The sequence below is a fragment of the Tamlana carrageenivorans genome, from assembly GCF_002893765.1.
In the GTDB taxonomy this organism is placed as follows: Bacteria; Bacteroidota; Bacteroidia; order Flavobacteriales; family Flavobacteriaceae; genus Pseudotamlana; species Pseudotamlana carrageenivorans.
This window is the reverse complement of sequence record NZ_CP025938.1, coordinates 2,584,814-2,610,127: the sequence shown is the minus strand read 5'-3', so window position 1 is coordinate 2,610,127 and position 25,314 is coordinate 2,584,814. Positions and strand designations below refer to the sequence as shown.

The following is a 25,314-nucleotide window of genomic DNA, read 5'->3' as shown; positions in this document are numbered from 1 at the left end:
GGTTGTTAGTTAGAGTTTATACTAATTCTACTTAAATTGTAAATACATTTAATGTGCTAAAAAAAACATTTTCACATCAATTTTAACACTATACCGTCATAGAAAACAACTGGGTATGAGGTTGCTTTCTTTGTAATAACACATCAAAAGCCATACAAATATTACGCACAAAAGGTTGCCCTTTTGGTGTGACCTCAACACTGTTTTTTGTTCTTAATAATAGACCGTCATGTTCCATTTCTTCTAATTTAACAAGAACATCTGGCAAGGCATCAAAATACAAATATGTTGGCGTCCATGAGGTTTTAAAACGGCACATCAAATTGAGAATATGCTGACGCACAATTAAATCTTCTTCATTTAAAATATGACCACGATAAACCGGAATGGTATCAGCATCAAGTAATTTATAATAATCTTCAATAGATTTTACATTCTGCGCAAAGCCATACCAACTATCGCTTATAGCCGATACACCCAAACCAATCATCGCCATGGTTTTGGAATCTGAATACCCCATAAAATTGCGATGTAAATCACCAGAAATCATGGATTGATATAAGGTATCCGATTTTAAGGCAAAATGATCCATACCAATCTCTTCATACCCCACCTCAGCTAACAACTGTTTCCCTATTTCGTATTGTTTTCTTTTTAATTCCCCAGAAGGCACATCAGAATCTTTAAATCCGCGTTGTCCATTCCCTTTTACCCAAGGCACATGTGCATAGCTGTAAAAGGCCAGACGATCTGGCAAAAGCGATTTCGTTTTTAAAATGGTTTCCTTAACATGTTCTAAACTCTGAAAGGGTAAACCAAAAATAATATCATGACTCACCGATGTGTAGCCAATTGCTCTAGCTTGTTCGGTAACACGTTTTACATTTTCAAAAGGTTGAATACGATGAATCGCCTTTTGAACGGTATCATTATAATCCTGAACCCCGTAACTTACACGTCTAAAACCTACATCATACAAGGCCTGTAGGTGTTCCTTTGTGGTATTATTAGGATGACCTTCAAAGCTAAACTCATAATTTTCGGCAATAATAGCATGCTTCAAAATGCCGTTAATGAGTGTTTTTAAGTTTTGCGGACTGAAAAACGTGGGCGTACCACCACCAAGATGGAGCGCTTTAATAATGGGTTTTTCATCAAATAATTTTAAATACAGTTGCCATTCCTTTAAAACGGCATTGATGTATGGAGATTCTACACCATGCTGTTTGGTAATACGCTTATTACAACCACAAAAGGTGCATAAACTTTCGCAAAATGGCAGATGAATATATAAACTAATACCCTCTTCGGAGTTACTAGAACTAAAAGCCTTGTGTAACGAAGTTTTCCATTGGCTTAAGGAGAAAGAGGTATTATCCCAGTAAGGCACAGTTGGATAGCTTGTGTATCGAGGCCCTGGAATGTTATATTTATTTACTAAAGCGTTTGACATACCCAAAAATACCCCAATTCAAAATGGCAAAACATGATAATTGTCATAACAGTTATTGGGATATTCTTTAATAATCACTAACTTTCGAATAAATAAAAACATTTTAAAATGAAAAAAATAAGCTTATTTTTTATTGCTATAACATTGAGCCTAACAGCTTGTAAACAAGAGAAAAAAGAATCAAAAACAGAAACATCTACAGAAGCAGCAACAAGCGCAAAATTTGTGGTAAAACCAGAAGCCACTTCTGTAAAATTTACCGCTTATAAAACTACCGATAAAGTTGGGGTTGGCGGAGAATTTACCTCTGTTAAGTTTGAAGAACAAACGGGAGACACTCCAGAAGAAGCCTTAAACAACTTAAGTTTTTCGATTCCAGTAAGTAGTTTGTTTACCAACGACCCTACAAATACTCGAGATGCAAAAATTAAAACAGCATTTTTTGGAGCTATGTTAGACACCAATTTAATTACAGGAACTCTAAAGTTTGAAAATGGCTCGGCCGTGGCTTCAATTACAATGAATGGTGAAACACAAAATTTACCTATGGATGTTGCTATTACAGATGAAAGACGCGTTACCTTAACTGGTGTTATGAATCTTGCCGATTGGAAAGCCTTAGACGCTTTAGAATCGTTAAATAAAGTGTGTTTCGATTTACATAAAGGTGCTGATGGTGTTAGTAAAACTTGGGAAGATGTTGCTATTGAAGTGAGTACATTTTTACGCGAAAACTAATGACGCATACCTTCTTGAAAAAAGCTGTTTAAAGTTAGGTGGCCATTTGCTTCATCCCTTTGTAGAAAAATCATATTTCTAGAAAGTCATAGTAAAGGCTTAGGTTTAAACAGCTTTTTTAATTTTATCACCTTTTCTCCGTAAAAAATGCTGTTTATTTTTTCTATTGAATAAAAAACGCAATCAAAAAAATCTGGGCTTACAAATCTTTATCTAAATTTATGGCTTGACACCTAAATTTAGAAACTCGCTTTGAAATCATTAGGTTAAAGCTTAACGGTGTTTTCGGAACTGCGAATTAACTATAACATTAAAGGCGAAAAAAAATGACCTATGGACATTAATACCTTACTAAAACAGCAACAAGCCTTTTTTAATTCCAATAGCACTAAAGATGTCTCCTTTAGAATAACGCAGCTTAAAAAAATTGAAACCCTTTTAAAATCTAACGAAGCTTTATTGTACCAAGCCATTTATGAAGATTTTGGCAAATCGCAATTTGAAACCTATGTCACCGAACTGGCGCTCGTTTACCATGAATTATCAAGCTTCATCAAAAACATAAGAAAGTGGAGCAAGAAACAAAGCGTTTCTACGGGATTAGTCAACTGGCCTGCAAAGAGCTATGTAATTCCCGAGCCCTTAGGAAATGTATTGGTTATAGGTGCTTGGAATTACCCTTATCAATTATCATTGTTACCCGCTATTACAGCCTTAGCCGCTGGAAACACGGTTATTTTAAAGCCTAGTGAACTTCCAAAAAAAACATCGGAAGTGATGGCCAACCTTATTAATAATAATTTCCCTAGCGACTATTTTTGCGTTGTTGAAGGTGGCGTAGAAGAAACCACAGCACTGCTAAAACATCGTTTTGATAAAATTTTCTTTACCGGAAGTACCGCTGTTGGAAAAATAATCTATAAAGCTGCTGCTGAAAATTTAACGCCTGTTACACTAGAACTGGGTGGTAAAAGCCCCACTTTTGTGATGGCCGATACCGATATAAAAATGACGGCCAAACGTATGGTTTGGGCTAAGTTTTTAAACGCCGGACAAACCTGTGTCGCTCCCGATTATGTTTTGGTTGAAAAAGCGATTGAAACCGAATTTCTTGAAGCTTTAAAAGCCGAAATTTCTGCGCATTACAGCAGTGCTACCATAGAAGATAATTATTTACAAATTATAAATGCGGCTAATTATAAGCGCCTGATTAAACTTCTGGACAAAGATAAAATCTATTACGGCGGACAAACCAATTGTGAAAACAGGTTTATAGAACCGTGTATTTTACACCAAGTTACTTTTGATGATGATGTGATGCAAGACGAGATTTTTGGTCCGATCCTACCTATTATCACATTCACAAATCTCGACGAAGCTATAAAAAAAGTTAAGGAACGCCCTAAGCCTTTATCATCTTATATCTATTCAAAAAATAAAAAAACTATTAATAAAATACTTCACGAAGTCTCATTTGGTGGCGGTGCGGTAAACGATAGCCTCATGCATTTATCAAACAACAGTCATTTACCATTTGGAGGAGTTGGTTTAAGTGGTATAGGAGCTTATCATGGTAAAACAGGTTTCGATACTTTTACGCATCAAAAAAGCATTTTACACAAATCCTTTTGGCTAGAGCCCAATGTTAAGTATGCACCCTATTCCCATTTTAAATTGAAAATTATTAAATGGCTTATGGGATAATAGCTTTGTCGCTATAAACAGGTGCTTACTTCAATAAAACGGTACCTTTAGCTAAAATAAGATTGGTGTTTTTAAGGAATTGTTTTTGTTATTCCAAAACCTGATTAATTTTTCATTTCATCATCCATCTAAAATCTCAATAAGATGTGCAAGGTCCCAATACTATCATTTTTTGCTTCTTCTATTTTTAATTTCAGATAAATGCAAGCCTTTTTCTCTAAAAAACACATTGTTTTTCGGACTTCCGATAATTTGAGCAGAATACACACCCGAGTGTCCCGAAAACAAATAAGCTGTAGAGCAAGCTAAGGCAATAAATACGCCAGATTCAATACCAAAAAGTTCAATACCCATAACCGTACATGCTATGGGGGTGTTAGTAGCTCCTGCAAAAACAGCCACAAACCCCATACCTGCAAGTAGCCCCATAGGTAAGGGTATAAACCAGATTAAAGCATTCCCTAAAGTTGCTCCAATAAAAAACAAAGGCGTCACCTCACCACCTTTAAATCCGGCGCCAAGGGTGAAGGATGTAAAAAGCAATTTTAAGAAAAAATCATAAGAATTTAAATCCACGTTAAAAGCATCAACTATGGTAGGAATCCCTAACCCAATGTATTTGGTGGTGCCCATTAGGTATATTATAATCGCCAAAATAACCCCTCCAACCACAGGACGCAATGGCGGATATTTAAAAAACTTACCAAAAAGATGCCCCCAAAAATGTGTAGATTTTGAAAACAGCATCGCTACTAATCCAAAAATAATTCCTGCTAGCAAGCACCATAGTAAATTTACTGGAGTCATTTCTGCAACTTCGCTAATCTTATAATGCGTATGAGAAACACCCCATATTTCGCAAAAATAATCTGAAAAAACAGCGGCTATAAAACTAGGAATTATGGCATCCAAACGTAAACGGCCCAATACTAGAACTTCTAATGCAAAAATCCCTCCTGCTAATGGGGTTCCAAAAACGGAAGCAAAACCAGCACTAATACCTGCAATCAATATAATTTTTCGGTCTCGTTTAGAAAGCTTCAAAATTTTAGTAAATCTATCGGCAACAGCACCTCCTATTTGAACTGCAGTTCCCTCTCGACCGGCTGATCCTCCAAATAAATGAGTAATAACAGTGCCAAAAAGGACTAAAGGTGCCATCCGAAAAGGGATTATTTTTTTTGGTGTATGAAATTCTTCCAGCAATAAATTATTCCCTTTAACAACACTACTTCCGTATAGGTGATACGATAAGCCAATTATAAATCCGCCAATAGGTAAAAACCAAATAATCCATTGATGTGATTCTCTATAATCGGTAGCCCAACTTAAGCTTATTAGAAAAAAAGCCGAAATCCCCCCTACAATAACACCTAAAACTAGACATATTAACACCCACTTAACCAGATACACCAAAGAAGGTACTTGCTCTACAGACAACAAAAAATTTTTGATTTTATTTTTTTCCATACGTATTATATTATCACCTTAACTTTTAGTTATCTCTATTAGTAATCTTAAAACAAGCCAGCATAACGATTCAATACCAAATATTTGGCCTACTTATTAAACAAATATAGGCTAAATAATTTTTTTTAGTTAACACCCAATAAAAGGTCTTTTTTTATTAAAATTAATGAATAGAACAATTATAATAAACCTGTTATTTAATTTTACCTACAAACAAATTCTATAAGAATACCGCATGAGCAATAATCAAAACTTTTTTCTGAAACAAAATGAACCAAACAAAGCTTGTTTATTGGTTATGCGTGATTTCTTATTAAACTTTGATAAGGACATCACAGAAACCACAAAATACGGCATGCCTTGCTTTTGCTATAAAGGCAAAATGTTTTGTTATATTTGGACCGACAAAAAAACTGCCGAGCCATACTATTTATTAGTAGAAGGCAAACGCCTTAATCACCCCGATTTAGAAACTGGAAGTCGCACCCGAATGAAAATATTACGCATCAATCCAAATGAGGACCTACCCATAAATACCATTAATAATATCATGACCATGGCTTTAGATTTATACAAAAGTGGTACGATAAAAATGAAGTAAAGTCGATTAAAGCACTAACGATACGTGATTTGTTTTTTTAAAATAAATTTCTGTTTTCACGGGAATGAAGCTAAAAACGGTGCGATACATTGCCTTTACCCGAAAAACAGTGTCCTTAATTTAAAAATGCTCATTTGAAACAATGCCCTTAACATGTTACGTATTTAAGGTGTTTCTTCTATCGAAAATCTTATTTTTGCAGTTATAAATTCATGACATGAACCCATCGGCAGCAGGCTGGATTAACAAGCTACTCAAAGAACTTTATAAATTCAACCTCTTTTTAAAATATGATAAAGAGGCCTTTTACATGACTTTAAGGTCTTGCGGATTTATTTATGGTAATAATTTAGATGTTGTGGCACAAAGTCTTCCCAAAAGTGACTTAACTGAAGAAGAAGTTTGTAAAACCAACTTAGTTTTAGCCTTGTTATATGCGCATGAAAATTCGAATAGCGAGCTCCCATTTACAGAAAGCGTTATTTATTTTTATACCAACATTAATGAAATAAAAACATCCTTATTTCAAGATATTTTAGGTGGCAAAAAGTCTAGCGAACAGTTGGAACGTATTATCCATAAACGCATTCATATTAACGACAATATCCTCACTAAAAACTTCAACTATTTTATAATAAATGCCTTATTATATGTGGATGTTTTGGCCTATACCGAATATTTAAAAAACAACAGCATTTCTATTGATTACTTAAAAGATATTGAAGCTTCTATTGTCGCGATAACTTTGGGTGTTTTAAATTCAAAAGAAATAAAAAATCAATATGATGCAAGTTTAATCAAGCTATTTGAAGCTTCTCTCAGGTACCATGACAACACGCATATAGACTATAATAAAGCCTTAAAGCACCTTCAAACACCTCGAGAAAAACAATACCTATTAGACTTAGCCTGCATGGCTACTTGGGCAGATGAAATGATTGATACCAACGAACATTTGTTTTTAGAAAAATTAGGTTTAGATATGGGATTGCGTTTGTCTGTAATTCATCAATCTATAAAATCTGTAAATCAATTTTACACAAAAAACAAAGCTCACATTGCCCTTTTAAGCTCCTCTAACATTGTACAAACCTTTTACAATAATTCGAGTAAAATGGTTATCAAGCTCATTACCAGAAACAGCAAGCGTTTATACCATGAAATTCGGGAAAGCAAGGAACTCATGGTACTCATTACGCAGTCTACGGTTAGAGATTTAACTAAGGAGGAGCAAAAAAAAGTTCAGGAACAGCTTTTAGATATTTTCAAATCCATACCAAGTTTAGCTATTTTTTTATTGCCTGGAGGCGCTATATTACTTCCCTTAGTGATTAAATTCATACCTAATTTATTGCCTTCTGCTTTTGATGAAAATAGGATTGAAGAGTAAATAGTAACTTTAATCGTTTTTTCTTTTAGCTTTACGACATAAAATAACTTAAATCGACAACATGGCTTCATATACTATTAAAGAAATTAATACTATTTTAAAAGGCGAGTTAATAGGTAATACGGACAACTTAATTGAAGGTCCAGAACAACTAAAAAACGCCAAAAATCATCATATTACATTTATTGGTAGTACAAAATACGCTAAACTATGGGAATCCTCAGAAGCGAGTGCAGCCGTTATTAATGACAATTTAAACATTGAACCTGGCGATAATCGTGCTTTAATTAAAGTTCCCAATGCCGATTTGGCCATGGCAAAAATATTAGAAATGTTTAGTCCGCCAAGTCCAGAATTTGAAGTTGAAATACACCCAACAGCGGTAATACATGAAACCGTTGTTATTGGAGGCGGCTGTAAAATTGGCGCTAACTGTTATATAGGTCCTAATGTGGTTCTAGGTGATGGCGTAACGCTTTACCCTAACGTTTGTATTTTCGACGACACCGTAATTGGTGATGCTACAACTGTTTGGTCTGGAACGGTTATTAGAGAACGTTGTATTATAGGAAGCCATTGTATTTTCCATACTAACGTGAGTATTGGAGCCGACGGATTTGGTTACCGACCAAGTGACGACGGACGCGGATTAACAAAAATCCCACAAATCGGAAACGTTATTATTGGTCATTATGTAGAAATTGGAGCCAATTCTTGCGTAGATCGAGCCAAATTTAGCGCCACTATTATTGGTGATGGCTGTAAAATAGACAACTTGGTGCAAATTGCTCATAACAGCGTTATGGGACGTTCTTGCATTATGGCTGGGCATAGTGGTCTTGCAGGTTCTGTTACCTTAGGAGATGGTGTTATTATAGGCGGCAGTGCTTCCATTAAGGATCACACCACTATAGAATCGGGAGCAACTGTTGGGGCAGGCTCGGGAGTTATGGGTGATATAAAAGCGGGTCAAACCGTATTGGGTTATCCTGCACAAGATTCTAGAGAAATGCTAAAGCAGTGGGTTGCTTTGAAAAGACTCACTAAAAAATAGGCAGTATCTCATAAACTATGTAAACAAAAATATCGAGGGTTGCAACCCTCGATATTTTTTTATTCAATTACATTAGTGTCCGATAAAAGATTTTAAAAGCGGGATTTCCAAGATAGGATTTCCCGCTTATTTTGTATCTTGAAGTTATCACACATCCAAGATATGAATAAAAGTAAAAACTTTAGCGGACAACCCATAATCAAACAGGTATTAAATTTCATTTTGCCCAAAGATGTTCATCGGACAGCCAAAAAGCACAACAGCGATCGCTATACCAAAAAGTTTACCACCTATGAGCATTTGGCCACTATGGTATTTACCGTGATCAGTGGCTGTAGCTCACTTCGTGAGGTTTCCAGTATTATGCTTGCCTGCGAGGGAAAGATCAACCATCTAGGACTCACGGACTTTCCAAAACGCAGTACCTTGTCAGATGCTAACAGGAGAAGAAGCTCTGAAGTATTTGCCGATATTTATCATTTACTCTACAAACGTTACCATCGCTTTTTATCGGACAGCAGACCCTTAGAACCTGCAGTAAAGAACCTTAAAATCGTTGATTCCTCGACCATCCCCCTATTTAGTGACATTCTTAAAGGTGTAGGAAGGAACCCGCTCAACGGCAAAAAGAAAGGAGGTATCAAGATGCATACTATGATAAACGCCATGGAAGACGTTCCTTGTCTGATTAAGTTTTCAAGCGCGGCCACGCACGACCACACCTTTTTAAAAGACCTGGAACTCAAGAAGGGCTCTTATGTGGTTTTTGACAAAGGGTATGTGGATTATGAGCTGAAGTGTCTACCTTTGTTGTGACGGTTTTATATAGAGTATAAACTATATTTGAATTATGGAAAAAAAATATGACAACGAGTTTAAATCGATGATATTAGATTTATCCAAATCTGGTATACCAACAAAACAACTGAGTGAAGAATATGGAGTTCATACAAGTGTTATTAATAGATGGAAACAAGAGTATGATTTAAAAGGAGGAGATTTTTCTAAAAATGAACCTAAATCCAAAGAACATCAAGAACTTATAGCATTAAAAAAGGAATTAAGAGATGTTAAAATGGAACGTGACATCTTAAAAAAGGCGGTGAGCATCTTTTCCAAGAGCGACAGATAAGGTATAACTTCATTTTATCAAACAAAAATACTTATCCTGTCGAAAAGATGTGCAAATGCATGAAGGTTAGTAAAAATGCTTATTACCATTGGCTTAAAACCAAAGACACCTTAAAGGTTAATTCCTCTAAATCATTTTTAAAAGACAGAATCGAAGCTATATTTGACAATAGTAAACAGATTTATGGTAGCTATCGAATTCAAAAACAACTTGAACGAGAAAAGCTTTTTTATTCCCGTTCATATGTGGGGTTACTTATGAAAGAAATGGGACTAAGAAGTGTATTGAATAAGAAATTTGTGGTAACTACGGATTCAAATCATTCTCTAAAAACAGCTAAAAATGAATTAGACAGGGATTTTACCAGTTTTTCTTTAGGCTACAAATTAGTCTCTGACATTACGTATATAAGAGTTAATCAACAATGGAACTATTTAACCACGATAATGGATTTGGCTGATAGAAAAATAATAGGCTGGTCTTTAAGTGAAGATATGACTACTGAGAATACGGTTTTAAAGGCCTGGGTTGATGCTAGAAGAAACAGAGTGATAAACCAGCAGTGTATTTTTCATTCCGACAGGGGTGTGCAATATGCATCCAACAGAATCACAAATATGTTCTTTTTTAATCAAAAAGTGATACAAAGCATGAGTAGAAAGGGAAATTGCTGGGATAATGCTGTAGCTGAAAGTTTTTTTAAAACCATTAAATATGAGTGGATTAACAGATTTAAGTATACGTCTTATAATCAATTATACAAATCTATTGATCAATATTTAAACTGGTATAACACTCAAAGATTACATTCTAGTTTAGGATACATGACGCCTCTTGAAAAAGAATTACAATTAAAAGGATTTATTAACAAAGCTGCTTAGTATAAAATAGCACCAAATTTATTAGGTAGTCCAAGCAATACCAAAAATGGACACTGGAAGATGTTTACTTTGTGACTCGGCAAAAGGACAATGCTCGCTATACAAGCCTTGAAGAGTTTGATATCTCCAATAAAGTGGACGATGCTGTCTTAAAGGACGAAAAAATAGGGCTTACGGACAAAAACGGCAATGCTTTTTCCCTGAGGAGAATCGCTTTTTGGCACGAAAAGCACCAAAAAGTTTATGAGTTCATCACTAATAATTATGATCTTGATGCAGACAAAATAGCCGACATCTATAAAAATAGGTGGCAGATTGAGACGATGTTCAAGCGGCTTAAACAGAACTTTCCGCTAAAGTATTTTTTGGGAGACAATCAAAATGCCATCGAAATACAAATCTGGGTCAGTTTGATAATCCAGCTCATTATGCTTGTGATCCAAAGAAAAGCCCAAAGAAACTGGGCTTATTCCAATATGATGTCCGTCATACGATACCATTTGATGACATATATCGATTTGTTCAAATTCCTGAAAAACCCAGAAGCTAATTGGGAAGAGATTACAACCAAAAACATTGGGCAATTAAGCCTTTTTGACCCATAAGGAGGTTCTGTTTTCAAAATAAAGAGTGCGATCAATAAAAAGGGCCAACACCAAAGCGGGACTGTAAACTATTTTGTGTTTTTGCTGTTAGTTAGTTTAAAAATGATTTTGAAATTCATAGGCAAAAAATTTACTTTTAAATTTTTATTTTATGAACTCAGACTTAGAAAAACAATTAGACGCCTTGATCGGCAAAATCAGCAACAAGGAGGACTTTGACCAGGTCAAGGAACAGTTGCTTAAACGTGGTATTGAATCACTTTTAAAAGCAGAAATGACTGCCCACTTAGGGTTTCAAAAAGGAGGTTCTGTAATTGAGAACAACCAGCGCAATGGTTTCTCAGAGAAAACTATCAAGACTCATAACGGCGAACAACGCATCAAAATCCCCAGAGATCGTCAAGCGAGCTTTGAGCCTGTTATTGTCCCCAAACATCAATCGATTAGTCAAGAATTAGAAGATTGTATTCAACTGCTTTACGCCAAAGGTATGAGCAATAGCGATATTATTGATTTTATTGAAAGTACCTATGGAGTGTAGTATTCCACATCACAGGTATCCATTATCACCAATCAATTATTGGAAGACATCAAACAATGGCAGAATAGACCTTTAGAAGACGTATATCCCATTGTCTGGATAGATGCTATTCATTATAAAATACGTCAAGAAGGCAAGGTAATATCTAAAGCCTGTATGATAGTTTTAGGGGTGAATACCGAAGGGCAACAAGATATTTTGAGCATGAGTATTGTGGAGACAGAAAAGGCAGCTGCTTGGATGTCCATTTTAGACGATCTGCGCTCTAGAGGCGTAAAAGATATCTTTTTTCTGTGTTCGGATAACCTCTCTGGATTAGATAAAGCTGTAGAAGCTATTTTTCCAGGTAGTATACGTCAAATATGTATCGTACATCAAATTAGAAACTCTTTAAAATATGTGAGCTATAAGGACCGCAAATCAATAATGGTCGATATTAAAGCTATTTATCAAGCCGATAATGAGAAATTCGCTTTAGAGGCTTTCGAAGTCTTTAAACAAAATTGGGAAGATAAATACCTCTCTGCCGTACAGTCTTGGGAAAACAATTGGGATAATTTGACCTCGTTTTTAAACTACCCAAAAGAGATTAGAAAACTTATATATACTACCAATATCATTGAGAGTTTTAATGCCAGTTTAAGAAAATATACACGCAACAAAAAAGTCTTTCCTCATGATGATACAGCACTGAAATCCATATATTTAGCAGCTCAAAGCATCAGCAAAAAATGGAAGAAAACACGATTTAAATGGGGCCAAATTTACAATCAATTGTATATTTGTTTTCCAAACAGGTTATAATCTATATTATTTTAACCTATGAATTTTGAAATTATTTTTCAAAAACACAAAATTTTGGATAAACTCACCAAAGCTTTTTTAGCTAATTCTGTTTTTTATCGGACAACAATAATTCAATTACTATTCTTTTCTCATAAAATTGGTAATTTTTAATGATTTCTAAATCTTTTAAATTCTGTAATATATCTTCAATTTTCTCCTGTTTCCCTAAAGTTCCAACAAACGGTTCATTAGCAACTTTTTTGTTTTTAAACTCAACTTCAAAATCATACCATCTAGAAAGCACTTGCATAATTTCTTCTAAAGATTTTTTGGTAAAGCTAAATACGCCGTTTTTCCATGAAATTTCATGAAACACATCAACCGTTTGCACAGTCATGGTATTGTTATACTTGTTTAAAACAGACTGCTGATTAGGGGTAAATGAGATTTATTCTTCTTGGTAATTCACATGAACTTTTCCTTCAACCAAAGTTGTGGTTACAATCGCTTCTTCTTGATAGGCCTTTACATTAAAAGCAGTTCCTACTACGTTAATTTGTTGAACTTTATTAGAGTCGCCGTTGTGATTTGTGCTAGGTGACACCTCAAAATAAGCCTCTCCATAGACTAGCTCTAAAAGTCTTGTTTCGCCAGACTTAAACCGAACCGGATATTTTATTTGAGAATCGGAATTTAACCAACCTTGCGTCCCATCAGCTAGAACCAAAGCATACTCACCTGCTCTAAAAACAGATTTTTTTTGTTTTTTTAAACATAAATTAAAAAAACACGAATACGCGTGCTAAAAACAAGAACACACATAACTTATTTACAGCGCTTTAAAACTTATTAAACAACAAGTTTTAACTTTAAAAAAACCGAAGAAATAAAATCAATTCTTATTGATTTTTTATGATAAAGAAAATGAAATCTATGCTAACCGAAATATTTAAACTTGTTCGCAACACCCTTAACGCTTTACTAACATGCCCTTATACAGCACGTTACGAAACATTAAGCTGTTTAGCAATGTCTTTATTACTAAGACCTTGCTCTCGACTGAGTTTAAATACTTCTTTACATTTTTTGGGCAGCACTTTTATTACGTCCTCAAATTGCTGGATAAGTTCTTTATGAATAAGTTGATTTTCTGGAGTTAGCACTTGTGCTTTTTGAGAAAAATCGTCTAGAAGTTCGACATGTATCATTTTTTTATTTTTTCTAAAAAAATCATACACTTTATAAATGGTACTGGTATACAAATAACTTTTAAGCGAGGTTTTAACTAAAACTTTATCTTTTTTATTCCAAAGATTCACGAATACATCCTGAACAATATCTTCAGAAACCTCTTTATTTTTTACGATATTATAAGCCGCCAAATACATAATTTGCCAATACTTCTTATAAATTAAAGTCAAGGCAGACTCATCACCTTTGTGAAGTAAATGAATTAAATAATCGTCATTAGGTATTTGATTAGGCAATGGTTATCGTTTTATAGAGTCTTCTAACACATGGTTTGACTCCATTCAATTTTTATTCGACCAAAAATAATATTTTTTTTAAATTTTTACCTTTTAACAGAATAAATATTAACAAAAACAACCAAAACATAAATAATATATAACTTTTTTAAACATATACATAGCAATTCGCAATTTCACTAAATAAGATTTAAAAACAGCTATAAATACATAAAATATAAATTACCTCTCCAACCACAACTTAAAATCCTTGACACGCTCGCGTGCCACAATAACCTCTTGATCATGATAACTGTTTAGTTTTATTTGTAGTCGGGAGTTGGTATAACTCACCATATCTTTAATAGCGTTAATGTTTACGAAGAATTTTCGATTGATACGGAAGAAGCTTTCTGGTTCTAGTTCGTTTTCTAGAAAATCTAAGGTATGATCTAATAAATAATTTCGGCCCTCGTTGGTATGAATATAGGTGCCTTTATTTTCGCTGTACACACATTCGATATCTTCAACTTGAATGAGTTTGATGTGCTGACCTACTTTTACCGAAAATCGTTTTTTATAGGCTCGATCAATCGGATTTACAAGCAGTTTTTTGATGTCATTAAAATCTAAAGTTACTCCTTGCGACTGAATGCTTCGGTTTTTAAATTTTTCTACGGCTATGAGTAGTTCATCCTCATCGATGGGTTTTAACAAATAATCGATACTATTTAATTTGAAGGCTTTAAGTGCGTATTCATCGTAAGCCGTGGTAAAAATGATGGCCGATTTAATTTCGACAGCCTCAAAAATCTCGAACGATAATCCATCGCTCAATTGAATATCCAAAAATATTAAATCGGGATGCGGATTGTTTTGAAACCATGTTACGGATTCTTCTACAGAATGTAAAAGCACCTGAGCGTTTAGGTTTAAACTTTGCAGCAAGCGTTGCAACCGTCGTGCCGATGGTTTTTCGTCTTCTATGATAATAATGTTCATTTGGTAAAACTATAAATTAAACAGTGTCGAGGCTTTGCGTTAGGCCTGCAGGCAGGGATTACTCATTGCTTTTTAATTTTATCCTTTGGAAATCGTGAATGCACAGCATTTGCAGTGGAAATCCTTTTTTTTATTTCTAAAAAAAGATTGTAACGAAAAGCCCGACCCTTGTGGTAACGCCCTAATAAGATCAAAACTTATTCCCATCGTTTTGATTGGTTTTCAGTTTCCATGAATTCGCGTATTTTTTTTGATTCCCAATCTCTTTTAAAGAAGATTTTACCTTTAAACACGTGCCATCCATGCATGGCTATAAAAGCTGTCCAAGCTACTAAAATACAAATATCAAACCATTGAAAAAAAGGTTTATAAGGTCCCGCCATGATATATAAATTATAACTAAGTAGCATAACTACTACGATATAACCCAATAAATGGATGTAGAATATTTTTAATTTTTTTAGCTTTTTTTGGGCTTCTAATAATAACGTTTCATTTTTATTTTCTGGTTTCATGTTGTTTTCAATTAAAAGTTTTGTCGTTCTTTATCCATGTACTCTTTAATTTTTCGCTCTTGCCAAGCTTTCCCAAAAAGCAGGTCGACTCCAAACACGGTCATGGCATGAAATGCGAGACCTATACCCCAAAATATAGGGGTTGCAAAAGTGCCAAAACTGAAGAAATTACCACCATTAAAAACAATCATACAAATGATAAAAATATTTACAACGATGTACCAGAAGCCATGCCAATAAAAACCTTTAAGTTCTTTTAAGCGCTTTTCGGCTCTTAAATACGCTTCTTCTCTCTCGAATTTTTGCCTATTAAAATTTGATGTATTTTGTGTTTCCATGAGTGTTTGATTTAATTCCATTGGTTTTTTTCCTCTTTCATAAATTGTTCAATTTTTCGCTTTTCCCAGTTGCGCCCAAAAGCGCCATCGTCTACAAAAACACGAAAAGCTTGAATGACTAAACCTATACCCCAGCCAAACATAGGAAACCAAAACCATTGGAAACCCCAATAGCTTTTATAGTTTACAAAAATTAAAAAAGGAATAACTACGAAATAAGAGGCTAGACTGTAATAAAACCCTTTAAGTTCCTCGACATGTTTGCGTGCTCGTACATAACTGTCGTCTAATTGTGATTGTGATGTATGTGTTCTCATAATGGATATTTGTTTGGTAAGCATTGGTATTGCTACAGCAAAACGGTTTGCTTCTTTAGTAATATTAATTTTTCTATGGGTTAGTAAATTGTAGCGTTGGTTAATGTTATTTAAACCTACCCCACTACTTTTTTTTACAATTTGTTTGGGCTGAAAATTATTTTCGACCACCAAATTGTTACCGTCTTCAAAAATGGTTATATGCAAAGGTTTATTTGGCGTAACCATATTGTGTTTTACAGCGTTTTCTAATAACAACTGTAATGATAAAGGCACCACTTTACTTTCGGGGTTTGTAGCCTGTTCTGGCATATGGAATACGATGCTATCTTCGAAGCGCATTTTTAATAAAGACATGTATGTTTTAGCAAACTGCAACTCCTCGTTTACCGTTACCAATTCTTTATTTTTTTGCTCTAAAACATAGCGGTAAACTTTAGATAGTCCCGCAGTAAATTTTTGTGCGTTTTTAGGATTTTCTTCAATTAAACTGGTTAGTACATTTAAACTATTGAAAAGAAAATGTGGGTCTAGTTGATTTTTTAAAGCATCGAACTTCGCACTTGCTGTTCCTGCTATAACTTTTTGCTCTTTAAGCTTGTTTTGTTGGTATTTATTGTAGTAGTAAATTACATGAAAAACAGCTACAATGGTAAGGGTAATCCAAAGGCCAAATTGGTAATATTTTAATTTTTCACCACTAATAAAGGCTTTAAAATCTACACCATAATACAGGGTAGCTGTAGATGCTCGTAGCACAAAAAGGCCTACTAAAGTGATGAGGACTGCACCAACAATACCTATTGCTATACGTTTTTTCCACGCGCCTTGTTTCCAATTTAAACGGTCTAAATAACCAAAGAAATATATATTTGAAAACCCTAGTACAAAAGCATACAATTGATAAAACACAAAATCGATAAAGATTTTATTAGTGCTATTTGTATAAAAAGCACCAGAAATTAAACTGCCAATTACAAAAACGACACTTCCTATTACGAAGGTTAGAATGATATTTTTTAAGAGTTTTGACATGGATAAAGAATGGTATATAAAATTGGATGTTTAAATTTAGTAAAAAGTTTACGGGAAGCTTAAAATTGCAAAAAGTTTCGCTTTAAATGATCATGTGCTTGTGTTTCATATTTTAGGTTTTTTAGATTAATATGAGACAAATATCTAATGGAAGGGCGCTATTTCAAAAAAACATGTACCGAATTGTAAAATAACGGAGACGAATTGTTGATGGTTTAAACTTTTAATCAGAAAAGCTGTCTGAAAAATTGAAACCATCGTCATCCTATGCTCGGCACAGTACCTCATAACATCGAAAATTCAATAATTATGAGCATATGAAATAATTCATATTGACGAAAAATCAACTTTTTCAGACAGCTTTTAAAGCTAAAATACGATTAGCTTTTTCTATTGCACTCTATACTTAAAAAAGATAGGTACGGCATATGATACTTTTACAGGCACACCGCGTTGCGTTCCAGGCGTCATTTTTGGCAACAAACTAATAATACGCTCAGCTTCATTCTCTAAAATCTCATCGGGTCCTCTTGATTTTATGGAAGAGATACGCCCTTGACTATCAATAACAAAAATAACAGAAACACGCCCCTGAATCTCTAAATCTAAAGCGGCTTGGGGATACCTAAAGTTTTTCGTGATGTGCTCTGTTACTTTATTTTTAAAACAATCTATGGCAGCCTGTTTAGTAAGACCTTCGCAACCAGGAAACACAGGGACCTTCTCGATAACAGCAAAAGGCACTTCAACCTCTTCTTCTACTTCTTCTACTTCTACGGCTTGAACAGCAACAGGAATGGGCTCTACACTAACGGCATCTTCGAGCCCAATTTCAGAGCTTTCGATAACAGTTTCTTCTACCTCAACAACATCTTCAACAATTTTAATAGCCTCTGTAACTGATGCTGGAGGAGGAGGTGGCGGTGGGGTATTCAATTGTACAATTGGGATGTCTTCCTCAAATTGTTTTTCAACAACCAAAGCTTCTATACTTACTTCTTTGGAATCGTAAGTTTTATACTCTAAAGCTTGCCAAGTAAAAAACAACATCAAGTTTAATCCTATAGCAAAATAAATGCTGCTATGTCTCCCAATTTCGATCTCAGGATTCTTTTTAGTTTTCATAACGATATAGTTTAGAAATTACTTTTCAACCTTTTTAAAGTTAGTAAATTACCTCTCAAAAAACCATGACAAAAATCATAATAACAAACTATTTCACAAGTATTTACACTAATCACCAATTAACTTTATCCCTTATAAAAACAAGCCTATTTGCTTAAGGTGATTTCCTTAATTTATGGCATCAATTCTGGCCATGAAACAAACATTTTTTACACATTTTAATAGCCAAACCATGTTTTTAAACAAAAAAAAATAGCCGATGTAGCATTATAAAAACACTCTAAATCTTACCTTTAAAGCTATCATAAATAGAATTCAAAAAAATATTTTTACGAAAGTGTAACAAATTAAAAGTTTCTGCATCTTATCTATTGAACTGATTTAAACTTTTGGCGTTTAAGCGAAAATGAGCGTTTTTTGGTCATTATTTTTTTTTGAATTTCATAGCAGGGCTACGAAAGAAAAAAGGTGAAAAAATGGATGAAAAAAGCCCTTTCACAACAAGTAAAAAAATGTAAACCAGTTCAAAAACTAATCCAATCCATTGAATAAAGAACTTGAACATAATTTTGTAGAATTACTGGAAAAGCACCAAAATATTGTGCACAAGGTATGCCGTTTATACACCAATAATTATGACGCGCATAACGATTTATTCCAAGAAATTACAATTCAATTATGGAAAGCCTATCCAAAATTTAGAGGCGATGCTAAATTTAGTACTTGGATGTACCGTGTTGGGTTAAATACAGCGATTACCCTCTATAGAAAATCGAAACGCACCATAAACACACAAGATTTTGATGGTGTGGCTTTCAAAATAAAAGCTGATTACTACGACGATACAGAAGAGCAACAATTAAAGATTCTCTACCAAGCCGTACACCAATTAAATGATATTGAAAAAGCATTGGTGTTTTTGTATTTAGAAGACAAAGATTACAGAGAAATAAGTGAAACTTTAGGTATAAGTGAAGTGAATGCCAGAGTGAAGATGAATAGAATTAAAACGAAACTTAAAACCATTTTAAATCCGTAAACCTATGGATGAATTAGATTTATTAAAAAAGGACTGGAACAAGAAGTCCGATAGCACTAAAATTTCTGCTAAAGAAATTTACGCTATGCTGCATAAAAAATCATCTTCTATAGTTAAAACCTTGTTTTACATTAGCTTAGGAGAACTCGTGTTTTGGATACTTATAAACGTGCTACCCTATTTTTTCTCAGAAGCCTACAACGACCAATTAGACCTTGTTTATACTAATAAAACCGTATTGACGCTCATAAACGTTTTTAGCTATTCTATAATCCTCATTTTTGTTTACTTACTTTTTAAGGCTCACAAAAACATTTCGGTAACCGATAACGCAAAAAAACTGATGGAGAGCATTTTAAAAACTCGAAAAATTATAAAATATTACGTTATATACAACCTTATCGTGGCTTCTGTTTCCATGTTAATAGGATTGTATTTCGGAATTAAATTTACCCCTGGAGTATCAGATAAACTTACAGATGCTAGCAGCACCGAATTATTTATCATTTTTGGAGTATGCTTTTTAATGACCGCTATTTTTGTGCTTTGTTTTTGGTTGTTTTACAAGCTCCTTTACGGCCTATTATTAAAACGTTTGAATAGAAATTACAAGGAATTGAAGAAGTTGGAGGTTTGAATTAAGAATTAAGAATTAAGAATTAAGAATTAAGAATTAAGAGAAAACTACTAATTGAAATTTTGACCTGAGTTTATCCAAAATTTTGTGTTTTTGAAAAATAATTTCAAAATTCATAGGTTAAAATAATATAGATTATAACCTGTTTGGAAAACAAATATACAATTGATTGTAAATTTGGCCCCATTTAAATCGTGTTTTCTTCCATTTTTTGCTGATGCTTTGAGCTGCTAAATATATGGATTTCAGTGCTGCATCATCATGAGGAAAGACTTTTTTGTTGCGTGTATATTTTCTTAAACTGGCATTAAAACTCTCAATGATATTGGTAGTATATATAAGTTTTCTAATCTCTTTTGGGTAGTTTAAAAACGCGGTCAAATTATCCCAATTGTTTTCCCAAGACTGTACGGCAGAGAGGTATTTATCTTCCCAATTTTGTTTAAAGACTTCGAAAGCCTCTAAAGCGAATTTCTCATTATCGGCTTGATAAATAGCTTTAATATCGACCATTATTGATTTACGGTCCTTATAGCTCACATATTTTAAAGAGTTTCTAATTTGATGTACGATACATATTTGACGTATACTACCTGGAAAAATAGCTTCTACAGCTTTATCTAATCCAGAGAGGTTATCCGAACACAGAAAGAAGATATCTTTTACGCCTCTAGAGCGCAGATCGTCTAAAATGGACATCCAAGCAGCTGCCTTTTCTGTCTCCACAATACTCATGCTCAAAATATCTTGTTGCCCTTCGGTATTCACCCCTAAAACTATCATACAGGCTTTAGATATTACCTTGCCTTCTTGACGTATTTTATAATGAATAGCATCTATCCAGACAATGGGATATACGTCTTCTAAAGGTCTATTCTGCCATTGTTTGATGTCTTCCAATAATTGATTGGTGATAATGGATACCTGTGATGTGGAATACTGCACTCCATAGGTACTTTCAATAAAATCAATAATATCGCTATTGCTCATACCTTTGGCGTAAAGCAGTTGAATACAATCTTCTAATTCTTGACTAATCGATTGATGTTTGGGGACAATAACAGGCTCAAAGCTCGCTTGACGATCTCTGGGGATTTTGATGCGTTGTTCGCCGTTATGAGTCTTGATAGTTTTCTCTGAGAAACCATTGCGCTGGTTGTTCTCAATTACAGAACCTCCTTTTTGAAACCCTAAGTGGGCAGTCATTTCTGCTTTTAAAAGTGATTCAATACCACGTTTAAGCAACTGTTCCTTGACCTGGTCAAAGTCCTCCTTGTTGCTGATTTTGCCGATCAAGGCGTCTAATTGTTTTTCTAAGTCTGAGTTCATAAAATAAAAATTTAAAAGTAAATTTTTTGCCTATGAATTTCAAAATCATTTTTAAACTAACTAACAGCAAAAACACAAAATAGTTTACAGTCCCTTTGACCTCGCGATTACCTAAATAAACATATCAACAATTTTCCTACTATTGCTTGAAAACAAGAAACTTTAAGCAGGAAACTATTTAAACCATGTGTAATCTTATTTGGTGAGATCCCTACTATCGTCGGTATGACAAGCCTACGCAAGTGAAACCCCTCGATTACACAGTTAAACAAATTAACGATTAAACATTTACCTCATCTACCTCTCTGTCATGTCGAAAGCAGTGAGACATCTTTTAAGCGACATCTTATTTGGTGAGGTACCTCCTAACCTCGGTATGACAAGCCTACGCAAGTGAAACCCCTCGATTACACAATTAAACAAATTAACGATTAAACATTTACCTCATCTACCTCTCTGTCATGTCGAAAGCAGTGAGACATCTTTTAAGCGACATCTTATTTGGTGAGGTACCTCCTAACCTCGGTATGACAAGCCTACGCAAGTAAAACCCCTCGATTACACAATTAAACAAATTAACGATTAAACATTTACACAACTAAACCCTCAAATCATCAACCTCAACAACATCACCAGGCTGCATCTTATGTAAAAGAATATCGCCTACACGTACACGCACCAAACGCAATGTGGGATGACCAACGACTGAAGTCATTTTACGAACTTGACGAAATTTCCCTTCCTTTAAGGTTACCGAAATCCATGGCGCCGGCCCGTGGCGTTCGTCTCTAATTTTTTTCGATCGCGAGGGTAATTCTGGAATGGATTCTAAAGCAAAAACAGTACAGGGCTTGGTTTGGTATTTTTTACCGTTAAATCCAATTTCAACACCTTCACTCATTTTTGTTATCGCTTCCGCGGAAATGGCGCCGTCCACCTGTGCATAATATTCCTTTTCGACTTTACGACTGTTTATATAATCACTCATTTTTCCATCGGTGGTAAGTAATAACAAGCCTTCCGACTTCTCATCCAACCTTCCAATAGCCATAATACCTTCCGGAAAATCGTGAAGCGCACCCAAGAAATTTTTAGATTGTTGTTTAGAGTCATGACTTTTAAACTGACTCAAAAAACCGTAGGGTTTGTAAATTATAAAGTGCCTATGATGCGTTTTAGATGTTTCCATTTAATATTTGATGCACCAAGGCTTTGGTAGGTTTTTGGCCGTTCATAGCAGATCTTACGTCCTCGAAAGTCATTTTAAAATCGCAGCCCGTTTTGTAGGCGCTGCAACCGTAGGCTGTTTTGCCTTTTAGTACCGTGCCCTTTTTACATTTCGGACATACCAATTCGTCTGAACTTGGTTTAGGTGTCGCTTTCGCTGAAGTTTTTTTAGGCTCTAATTTTAATTTGAAGTTGTCATCAAAACGCAGCAAACCTTCAACCGCAGCACCATCTACCTTAAAACCTTTTAAATTCACCGTTGAGCCTTTTTGAAGCAGGCGAACCCATTGTTTTTCAGAGATTTTTTTATCAGCAAAACTAAAAGGCAACACAAAATCACATCCAGCTTTATAACCGCTACAACCGTAAGCTGTTTTTCCCTTTAAAAGCTTTGCTTTTTTACATTTCGGACACTCCTCATTTAAAATTCCCGCAGCCTTTTGCTTAGCCACTTTAGCCTCACGATTTTTAACGGTAACAAACTGCGAAATATTGGCGCGTTTGGTTTCGCTTCGTACTTCATACACTAAGGCATCAACCATCTGCTTCATATTTCTAATAAAAGCAGCTGCACTAAACTCGCCTTTCTCAATATCTTTGAGTTGTTTTTCCCAAGACCCGGTAAGTTCGGCCGACTTCAATAAATCATTCTGAATCGTATCTATCAACTGAATGCCTGTAACCGTTGGCAGAACCTGTTTTTTATTTCGTTTTATATATTTTCTTCTGAAAAGCGTTTCAATAATATTGGCTCGAGTAGAAGGTCGTCCAATACCATTTTCCTTCATTAAATCACGTAATTCTTCGTCGTCCACCTGCTTACCTGCGGTTTCCATGGCTCGAAGTAGCGAAGCTTCTGTATATTGATTTGGCGGCTTGGTTTCCTTTTCTAAAAACGAAGGTTCGTGTGGCCCTTTTTCCCCTTTTACAAAGGTTGGCAAAATACCCGATTCCTTTTCTTTAGCATTTGGGTTTTCAAAAACAACACGCCAACCTTTTTCTATAATTTCTTTACCAGTGGTTTTAAACACGATTTTGGCAGCATTTCCTAAAACGGTGGTGTTCGAAACCGTACAATCGTCATAAAAAACGGCTATAAATCGTTTTACAATAATATCGTAAACCTGCTGCTGGTTGTATTGCAAATTGGTTTGCATACCCGTTGGAATAATGGCATGATGATCGGTTACTTTCTTATCGTTAAAAACCCGAGACGATTTTTTAATTTTCTTGCCTAAAAGCGGTTGTGTTAAAGCGGCGTAATTGGTTAATTTCTGAAGAATTCCAGGTACTTTCGGATAAATATCGTTTGGTAAAAACGTGGTATCCACTCTAGGATAAGTCACCACTTTTCGCTCATATAAGGCCTGAACAATTTTTAAAGTTTCATCGGCCGAAAATCCGAATTTGGTATTACAATACACCTGCAACCCGGTTAAATCGAATAATTTTGGCGCATATTCTTTACCTTTCTTTTTGGTAATAGAATCAATTTCAAAGTCACTTTCCTTGACTTTATTAGCTAAAGCTTCGCCATCTGCTTTCTTTAAAAAGCGCCCTTCTTCATAGCTAAAAAGTGTATCGCGATATAAGGTTTGAAGCTCCCAATAGGGCTGTGGTTCAAAGTTTTCAATTTCTTTAAAACGATTAACCACCATCGCCAAAGTTGGTGTTTGCACACGACCAACCGATAAAACTTGTTTATAACCACCGTGTTTCACTGTGTATAATCTCGTCGCATTCATACCCAGCAACCAATCGCCAATCGCTCTTGAAAATCCTGCATAATACAAATTATCGTAATCGGAAGCGGGTTTTAGGTTTTCAAAACCTTCTTTAATAGCTTCGGTCGTTAAGGAGGAAATCCATAAGCGCTGCACCTCACCATTATAATTGGCTTCATTAAGCACCCAACGTTGAATGAGTTCTCCTTCTTGCCCAGCATCGCCACAGTTTATAACCAAATCGGCTTTATCAAATAAACTTTTTACAATCTTAAATTGTTTTTGAATTCCTGAATTAGAAACCACTTTGGTTTCAAACTTTTCGGGAAGCATCGGTAGGTTATTTAAATCCCAACTTTTCCAATAAGGCTTATAATCGTTGGGTTCTTTAAGCGTACATAAATGTCCGAATGTATAGGTTACCGCATAACCGTTACCTTCATAATAACCATCACGTTGCGTATTTGCTCCTAAAACAGAAGCAATTTCTCTGGCAACACTTGGCTTTTCGGCTATACAGACTTTCATTTATTTTGATTAAAAACAGGGCTGCAAAATAGAACTTTAAAATAGTTTTTAAAAAAGTTCTTTTTAGGAGTTATTAACGAAAACAGTTGTTTAAAACGCTTATCGAAAAGCCCTAAAAGCATCAAGAAGCAAGTGTAAGATAGCCACTTACAAATAAATTATTTCTTAAATATTTATTGTTGTCCGATAAAAAACAGAATTAGCTAAAAAAGCTTTGGTGTTGGCCTTTTTTATTGATCGCACTCTTTATTTTGAAAACAGAACCTCCTTATGGGGCAAAAAGGCTTAATTGCCCAATGTTTTTGGTTGTAATCTCTTCCCAATTAGCTTCTGGGTTTTTCAGGAATTTGAACAAATCGATATATCATCAAATGGTATCGTATGACGGACATCATATTGGAATAAGCCCAGTTTCTTTGGGCTTTTCTTTGGATCACAAGCATAATGAGCTGGATTATCAAACTGACCCAGATTTGTATTTCGATGGCATTTTGATTGTCTCCCAAAAAATACTTTAGCGGAAAGTTCTGTTTAAGCCGCTTGAACATCTTTGGGCAAAATGAAATTTAATACCTGTATGATTATGGGTTGTCCGCTAAAGTTTTTACCTTTATTCATATCTTGGATGTGTGGTAACTTCAAGATACAAAATAAGCGGGAAATCCTATCTTGGAAAT

At 34.7% G+C, this 25,314-nt stretch carries 24 protein-coding genes and 1 pseudogene; 11 read left to right on the top strand and 14 right to left on the bottom strand.

Annotated elements, in window-relative coordinates:
* Positions 1-88: 88 nt before the first annotated feature.
* Positions 89-1,453: an oxygen-independent coproporphyrinogen III oxidase gene (hemN, locus tag C1A40_RS11635; RefSeq protein ID WP_102996040.1), complete on the bottom strand. Its 1,365-nt coding sequence runs from the start codon at positions 1,451-1,453 to the stop codon at positions 89-91.
* A gap of 108 nt (positions 1,454-1,561) precedes the next feature.
* Between hemN and C1A40_RS11630 the strand changes: the two genes are divergently transcribed.
* Both C1A40_RS11630 and C1A40_RS11625 read left to right on the top strand, forming a co-directional pair.
* Positions 1,562-2,191 carry a YceI family protein gene (locus C1A40_RS11630; RefSeq protein WP_102996039.1) on the top strand — a complete coding sequence of 210 codons (630 nt, stop codon included), beginning with the start codon at positions 1,562-1,564 and terminating at the stop codon, positions 2,189-2,191.
* A 333-nt stretch (positions 2,192-2,524) separates the two neighbouring features.
* Entirely contained in the window at positions 2,525-3,895 is a 1,371-nt protein-coding gene (locus C1A40_RS11625) for an aldehyde dehydrogenase (protein ID WP_102996038.1), read from the top strand.
* 165 nt (positions 3,896-4,060) lie between these two features.
* Here C1A40_RS11625 and C1A40_RS11620 read toward each other — a convergent pair whose 3' ends face one another.
* Positions 4,061-5,365, bottom strand: a complete 1,305-nt coding sequence (locus C1A40_RS11620) for a voltage-gated chloride channel family protein (protein ID WP_102996037.1) — start codon at positions 5,363-5,365, stop codon at positions 4,061-4,063.
* Positions 5,366-5,600: 235 nt separating this feature from the next.
* Between C1A40_RS11620 and C1A40_RS11615 the strand changes: the two genes are divergently transcribed.
* The 7 genes and pseudogenes from C1A40_RS11615 to C1A40_RS18515 all read left to right on the top strand — a co-directional run bounded on the left by C1A40_RS11615 (position 5,601) and on the right by C1A40_RS18515 (position 12,373).
* Positions 5,601-5,966, top strand: coding sequence for a DUF1801 domain-containing protein (locus C1A40_RS11615; protein WP_102996036.1), 366 nt, complete (start codon positions 5,601-5,603; stop codon positions 5,964-5,966).
* A gap of 217 nt (positions 5,967-6,183) precedes the next feature.
* Positions 6,184-7,356: an LETM1-related biofilm-associated protein gene (locus C1A40_RS11610; RefSeq protein WP_102996035.1), complete on the top strand. Its 1,173-nt coding sequence runs from the start codon at positions 6,184-6,186 to the stop codon at positions 7,354-7,356.
* Between the two features lie 61 nt (positions 7,357-7,417).
* A complete protein-coding gene (gene lpxD / locus C1A40_RS11605) occupies positions 7,418-8,410 on the top strand; it encodes a UDP-3-O-(3-hydroxymyristoyl)glucosamine N-acyltransferase (protein WP_102996034.1) in 993 nt (330 codons plus the stop codon).
* A gap of 162 nt (positions 8,411-8,572) precedes the next feature.
* Complete coding sequence (locus C1A40_RS11600; RefSeq protein ID WP_241910396.1) at positions 8,573-9,226, top strand: DUF4372 domain-containing protein; 654 nt, start codon at positions 8,573-8,575, stop codon at positions 9,224-9,226.
* Positions 9,227-9,260: 34 nt separating this feature from the next.
* Positions 9,261-10,423 (top strand): IS3 family transposase gene (locus C1A40_RS11595; protein ID WP_102996033.1). Its coding sequence is split into 2 segments (ribosomal slippage): positions 9,261-9,498 and positions 9,498-10,423, totalling 1,164 coding nucleotides; the frame shifts between segments, so codons are not numbered across the junction.
* A 53-nt stretch (positions 10,424-10,476) separates the two neighbouring features.
* Positions 10,477-11,028 (top strand): transposase, encoded by a 552-nt coding sequence (locus C1A40_RS11590; RefSeq protein ID WP_102996032.1) that lies wholly within the window; start codon positions 10,477-10,479, stop codon positions 11,026-11,028.
* A gap of 151 nt (positions 11,029-11,179) precedes the next feature.
* A pseudogene (locus C1A40_RS18515) lies at positions 11,180-12,373 on the top strand (IS256 family transposase).
* A gap of 82 nt (positions 12,374-12,455) precedes the next feature.
* Here C1A40_RS18515 and C1A40_RS11580 read toward each other — a convergent pair.
* The 8 genes from C1A40_RS11580 to C1A40_RS11545 all read right to left on the bottom strand — a co-directional run bounded on the left by C1A40_RS11580 (position 12,456) and on the right by C1A40_RS11545 (position 18,153).
* On the bottom strand, positions 12,456-12,752 hold the full coding sequence (locus tag C1A40_RS11580; RefSeq protein WP_102996031.1) for a FecR domain-containing protein: 297 nt from the start codon (positions 12,750-12,752) through the stop codon (positions 12,456-12,458).
* Positions 12,753-12,803: 51 nt separating this feature from the next.
* A complete protein-coding gene (locus C1A40_RS11575) occupies positions 12,804-13,082 on the bottom strand; it encodes a FecR family protein (protein ID WP_102996030.1) in 279 nt (92 codons plus the stop codon).
* A 277-nt stretch (positions 13,083-13,359) separates the two neighbouring features.
* Positions 13,360-13,842 carry an RNA polymerase sigma factor gene (locus tag C1A40_RS11570; RefSeq protein ID WP_102996029.1) on the bottom strand — a complete coding sequence of 161 codons (483 nt, stop codon included), beginning with the start codon at positions 13,840-13,842 and terminating at the stop codon, positions 13,360-13,362.
* A 222-nt stretch (positions 13,843-14,064) separates the two neighbouring features.
* A complete protein-coding gene (locus C1A40_RS11565; protein ID WP_102996028.1) occupies positions 14,065-14,823 on the bottom strand; it encodes a LytR/AlgR family response regulator transcription factor in 759 nt (252 codons plus the stop codon).
* A gap of 197 nt (positions 14,824-15,020) precedes the next feature.
* Positions 15,021-15,338, bottom strand: a complete 318-nt coding sequence (locus C1A40_RS11560) for a 2TM domain-containing protein (protein ID WP_102996027.1) — start codon at positions 15,336-15,338, stop codon at positions 15,021-15,023.
* An 11-nt stretch (positions 15,339-15,349) separates the two neighbouring features.
* Positions 15,350-15,676: a 2TM domain-containing protein gene (locus C1A40_RS11555; protein ID WP_241910395.1), complete on the bottom strand. Its 327-nt coding sequence runs from the start codon at positions 15,674-15,676 to the stop codon at positions 15,350-15,352.
* Between the two features lie 11 nt (positions 15,677-15,687).
* Entirely contained in the window at positions 15,688-17,028 is a 1,341-nt protein-coding gene (locus C1A40_RS11550) for a histidine kinase (protein ID WP_102996025.1), read from the bottom strand.
* A 390-nt stretch (positions 17,029-17,418) separates the two neighbouring features.
* Complete coding sequence (locus C1A40_RS11545) at positions 17,419-18,153, bottom strand: energy transducer TonB (protein ID WP_102996024.1); 735 nt, start codon at positions 18,151-18,153, stop codon at positions 17,419-17,421.
* A gap of 544 nt (positions 18,154-18,697) precedes the next feature.
* Between C1A40_RS11545 and C1A40_RS11540 the strand changes: the two genes are divergently transcribed.
* Both C1A40_RS11540 and C1A40_RS11535 read left to right on the top strand, forming a co-directional pair.
* Positions 18,698-19,192: an RNA polymerase sigma factor gene (locus C1A40_RS11540; protein WP_067149786.1), complete on the top strand. Its 495-nt coding sequence runs from the start codon at positions 18,698-18,700 to the stop codon at positions 19,190-19,192.
* A 4-nt stretch (positions 19,193-19,196) separates the two neighbouring features.
* Entirely contained in the window at positions 19,197-19,829 is a 633-nt protein-coding gene (locus C1A40_RS11535) for a hypothetical protein (protein ID WP_102996023.1), read from the top strand.
* Positions 19,830-19,964: 135 nt separating this feature from the next.
* Here C1A40_RS11535 and C1A40_RS11530 read toward each other — a convergent pair whose 3' ends face one another.
* The 4 genes from C1A40_RS11530 to C1A40_RS11515 form a co-directional block, all read right to left on the bottom strand.
* Positions 19,965-21,158 (bottom strand): IS256 family transposase, encoded by a 1,194-nt coding sequence (locus C1A40_RS11530; RefSeq protein WP_102994202.1) that lies wholly within the window; start codon positions 21,156-21,158, stop codon positions 19,965-19,967.
* Between the two features lie 598 nt (positions 21,159-21,756).
* On the bottom strand, positions 21,757-22,347 hold the full coding sequence (locus C1A40_RS11525; RefSeq protein ID WP_102996022.1) for a pseudouridine synthase: 591 nt from the start codon (positions 22,345-22,347) through the stop codon (positions 21,757-21,759).
* Entirely contained in the window at positions 22,334-24,637 is a 2,304-nt protein-coding gene (locus C1A40_RS11520; protein WP_102996021.1) for a type IA DNA topoisomerase, read from the bottom strand. The genes C1A40_RS11525 and C1A40_RS11520 overlap by 14 nt, the downstream gene beginning before the upstream one ends.
* 323 nt (positions 24,638-24,960) lie before the next feature.
* Positions 24,961-25,185, bottom strand: a complete 225-nt coding sequence (locus C1A40_RS11515; RefSeq protein WP_199287703.1) for a hypothetical protein — start codon at positions 25,183-25,185, stop codon at positions 24,961-24,963.
* Positions 25,186-25,314 lie beyond the last annotated feature (129 nt).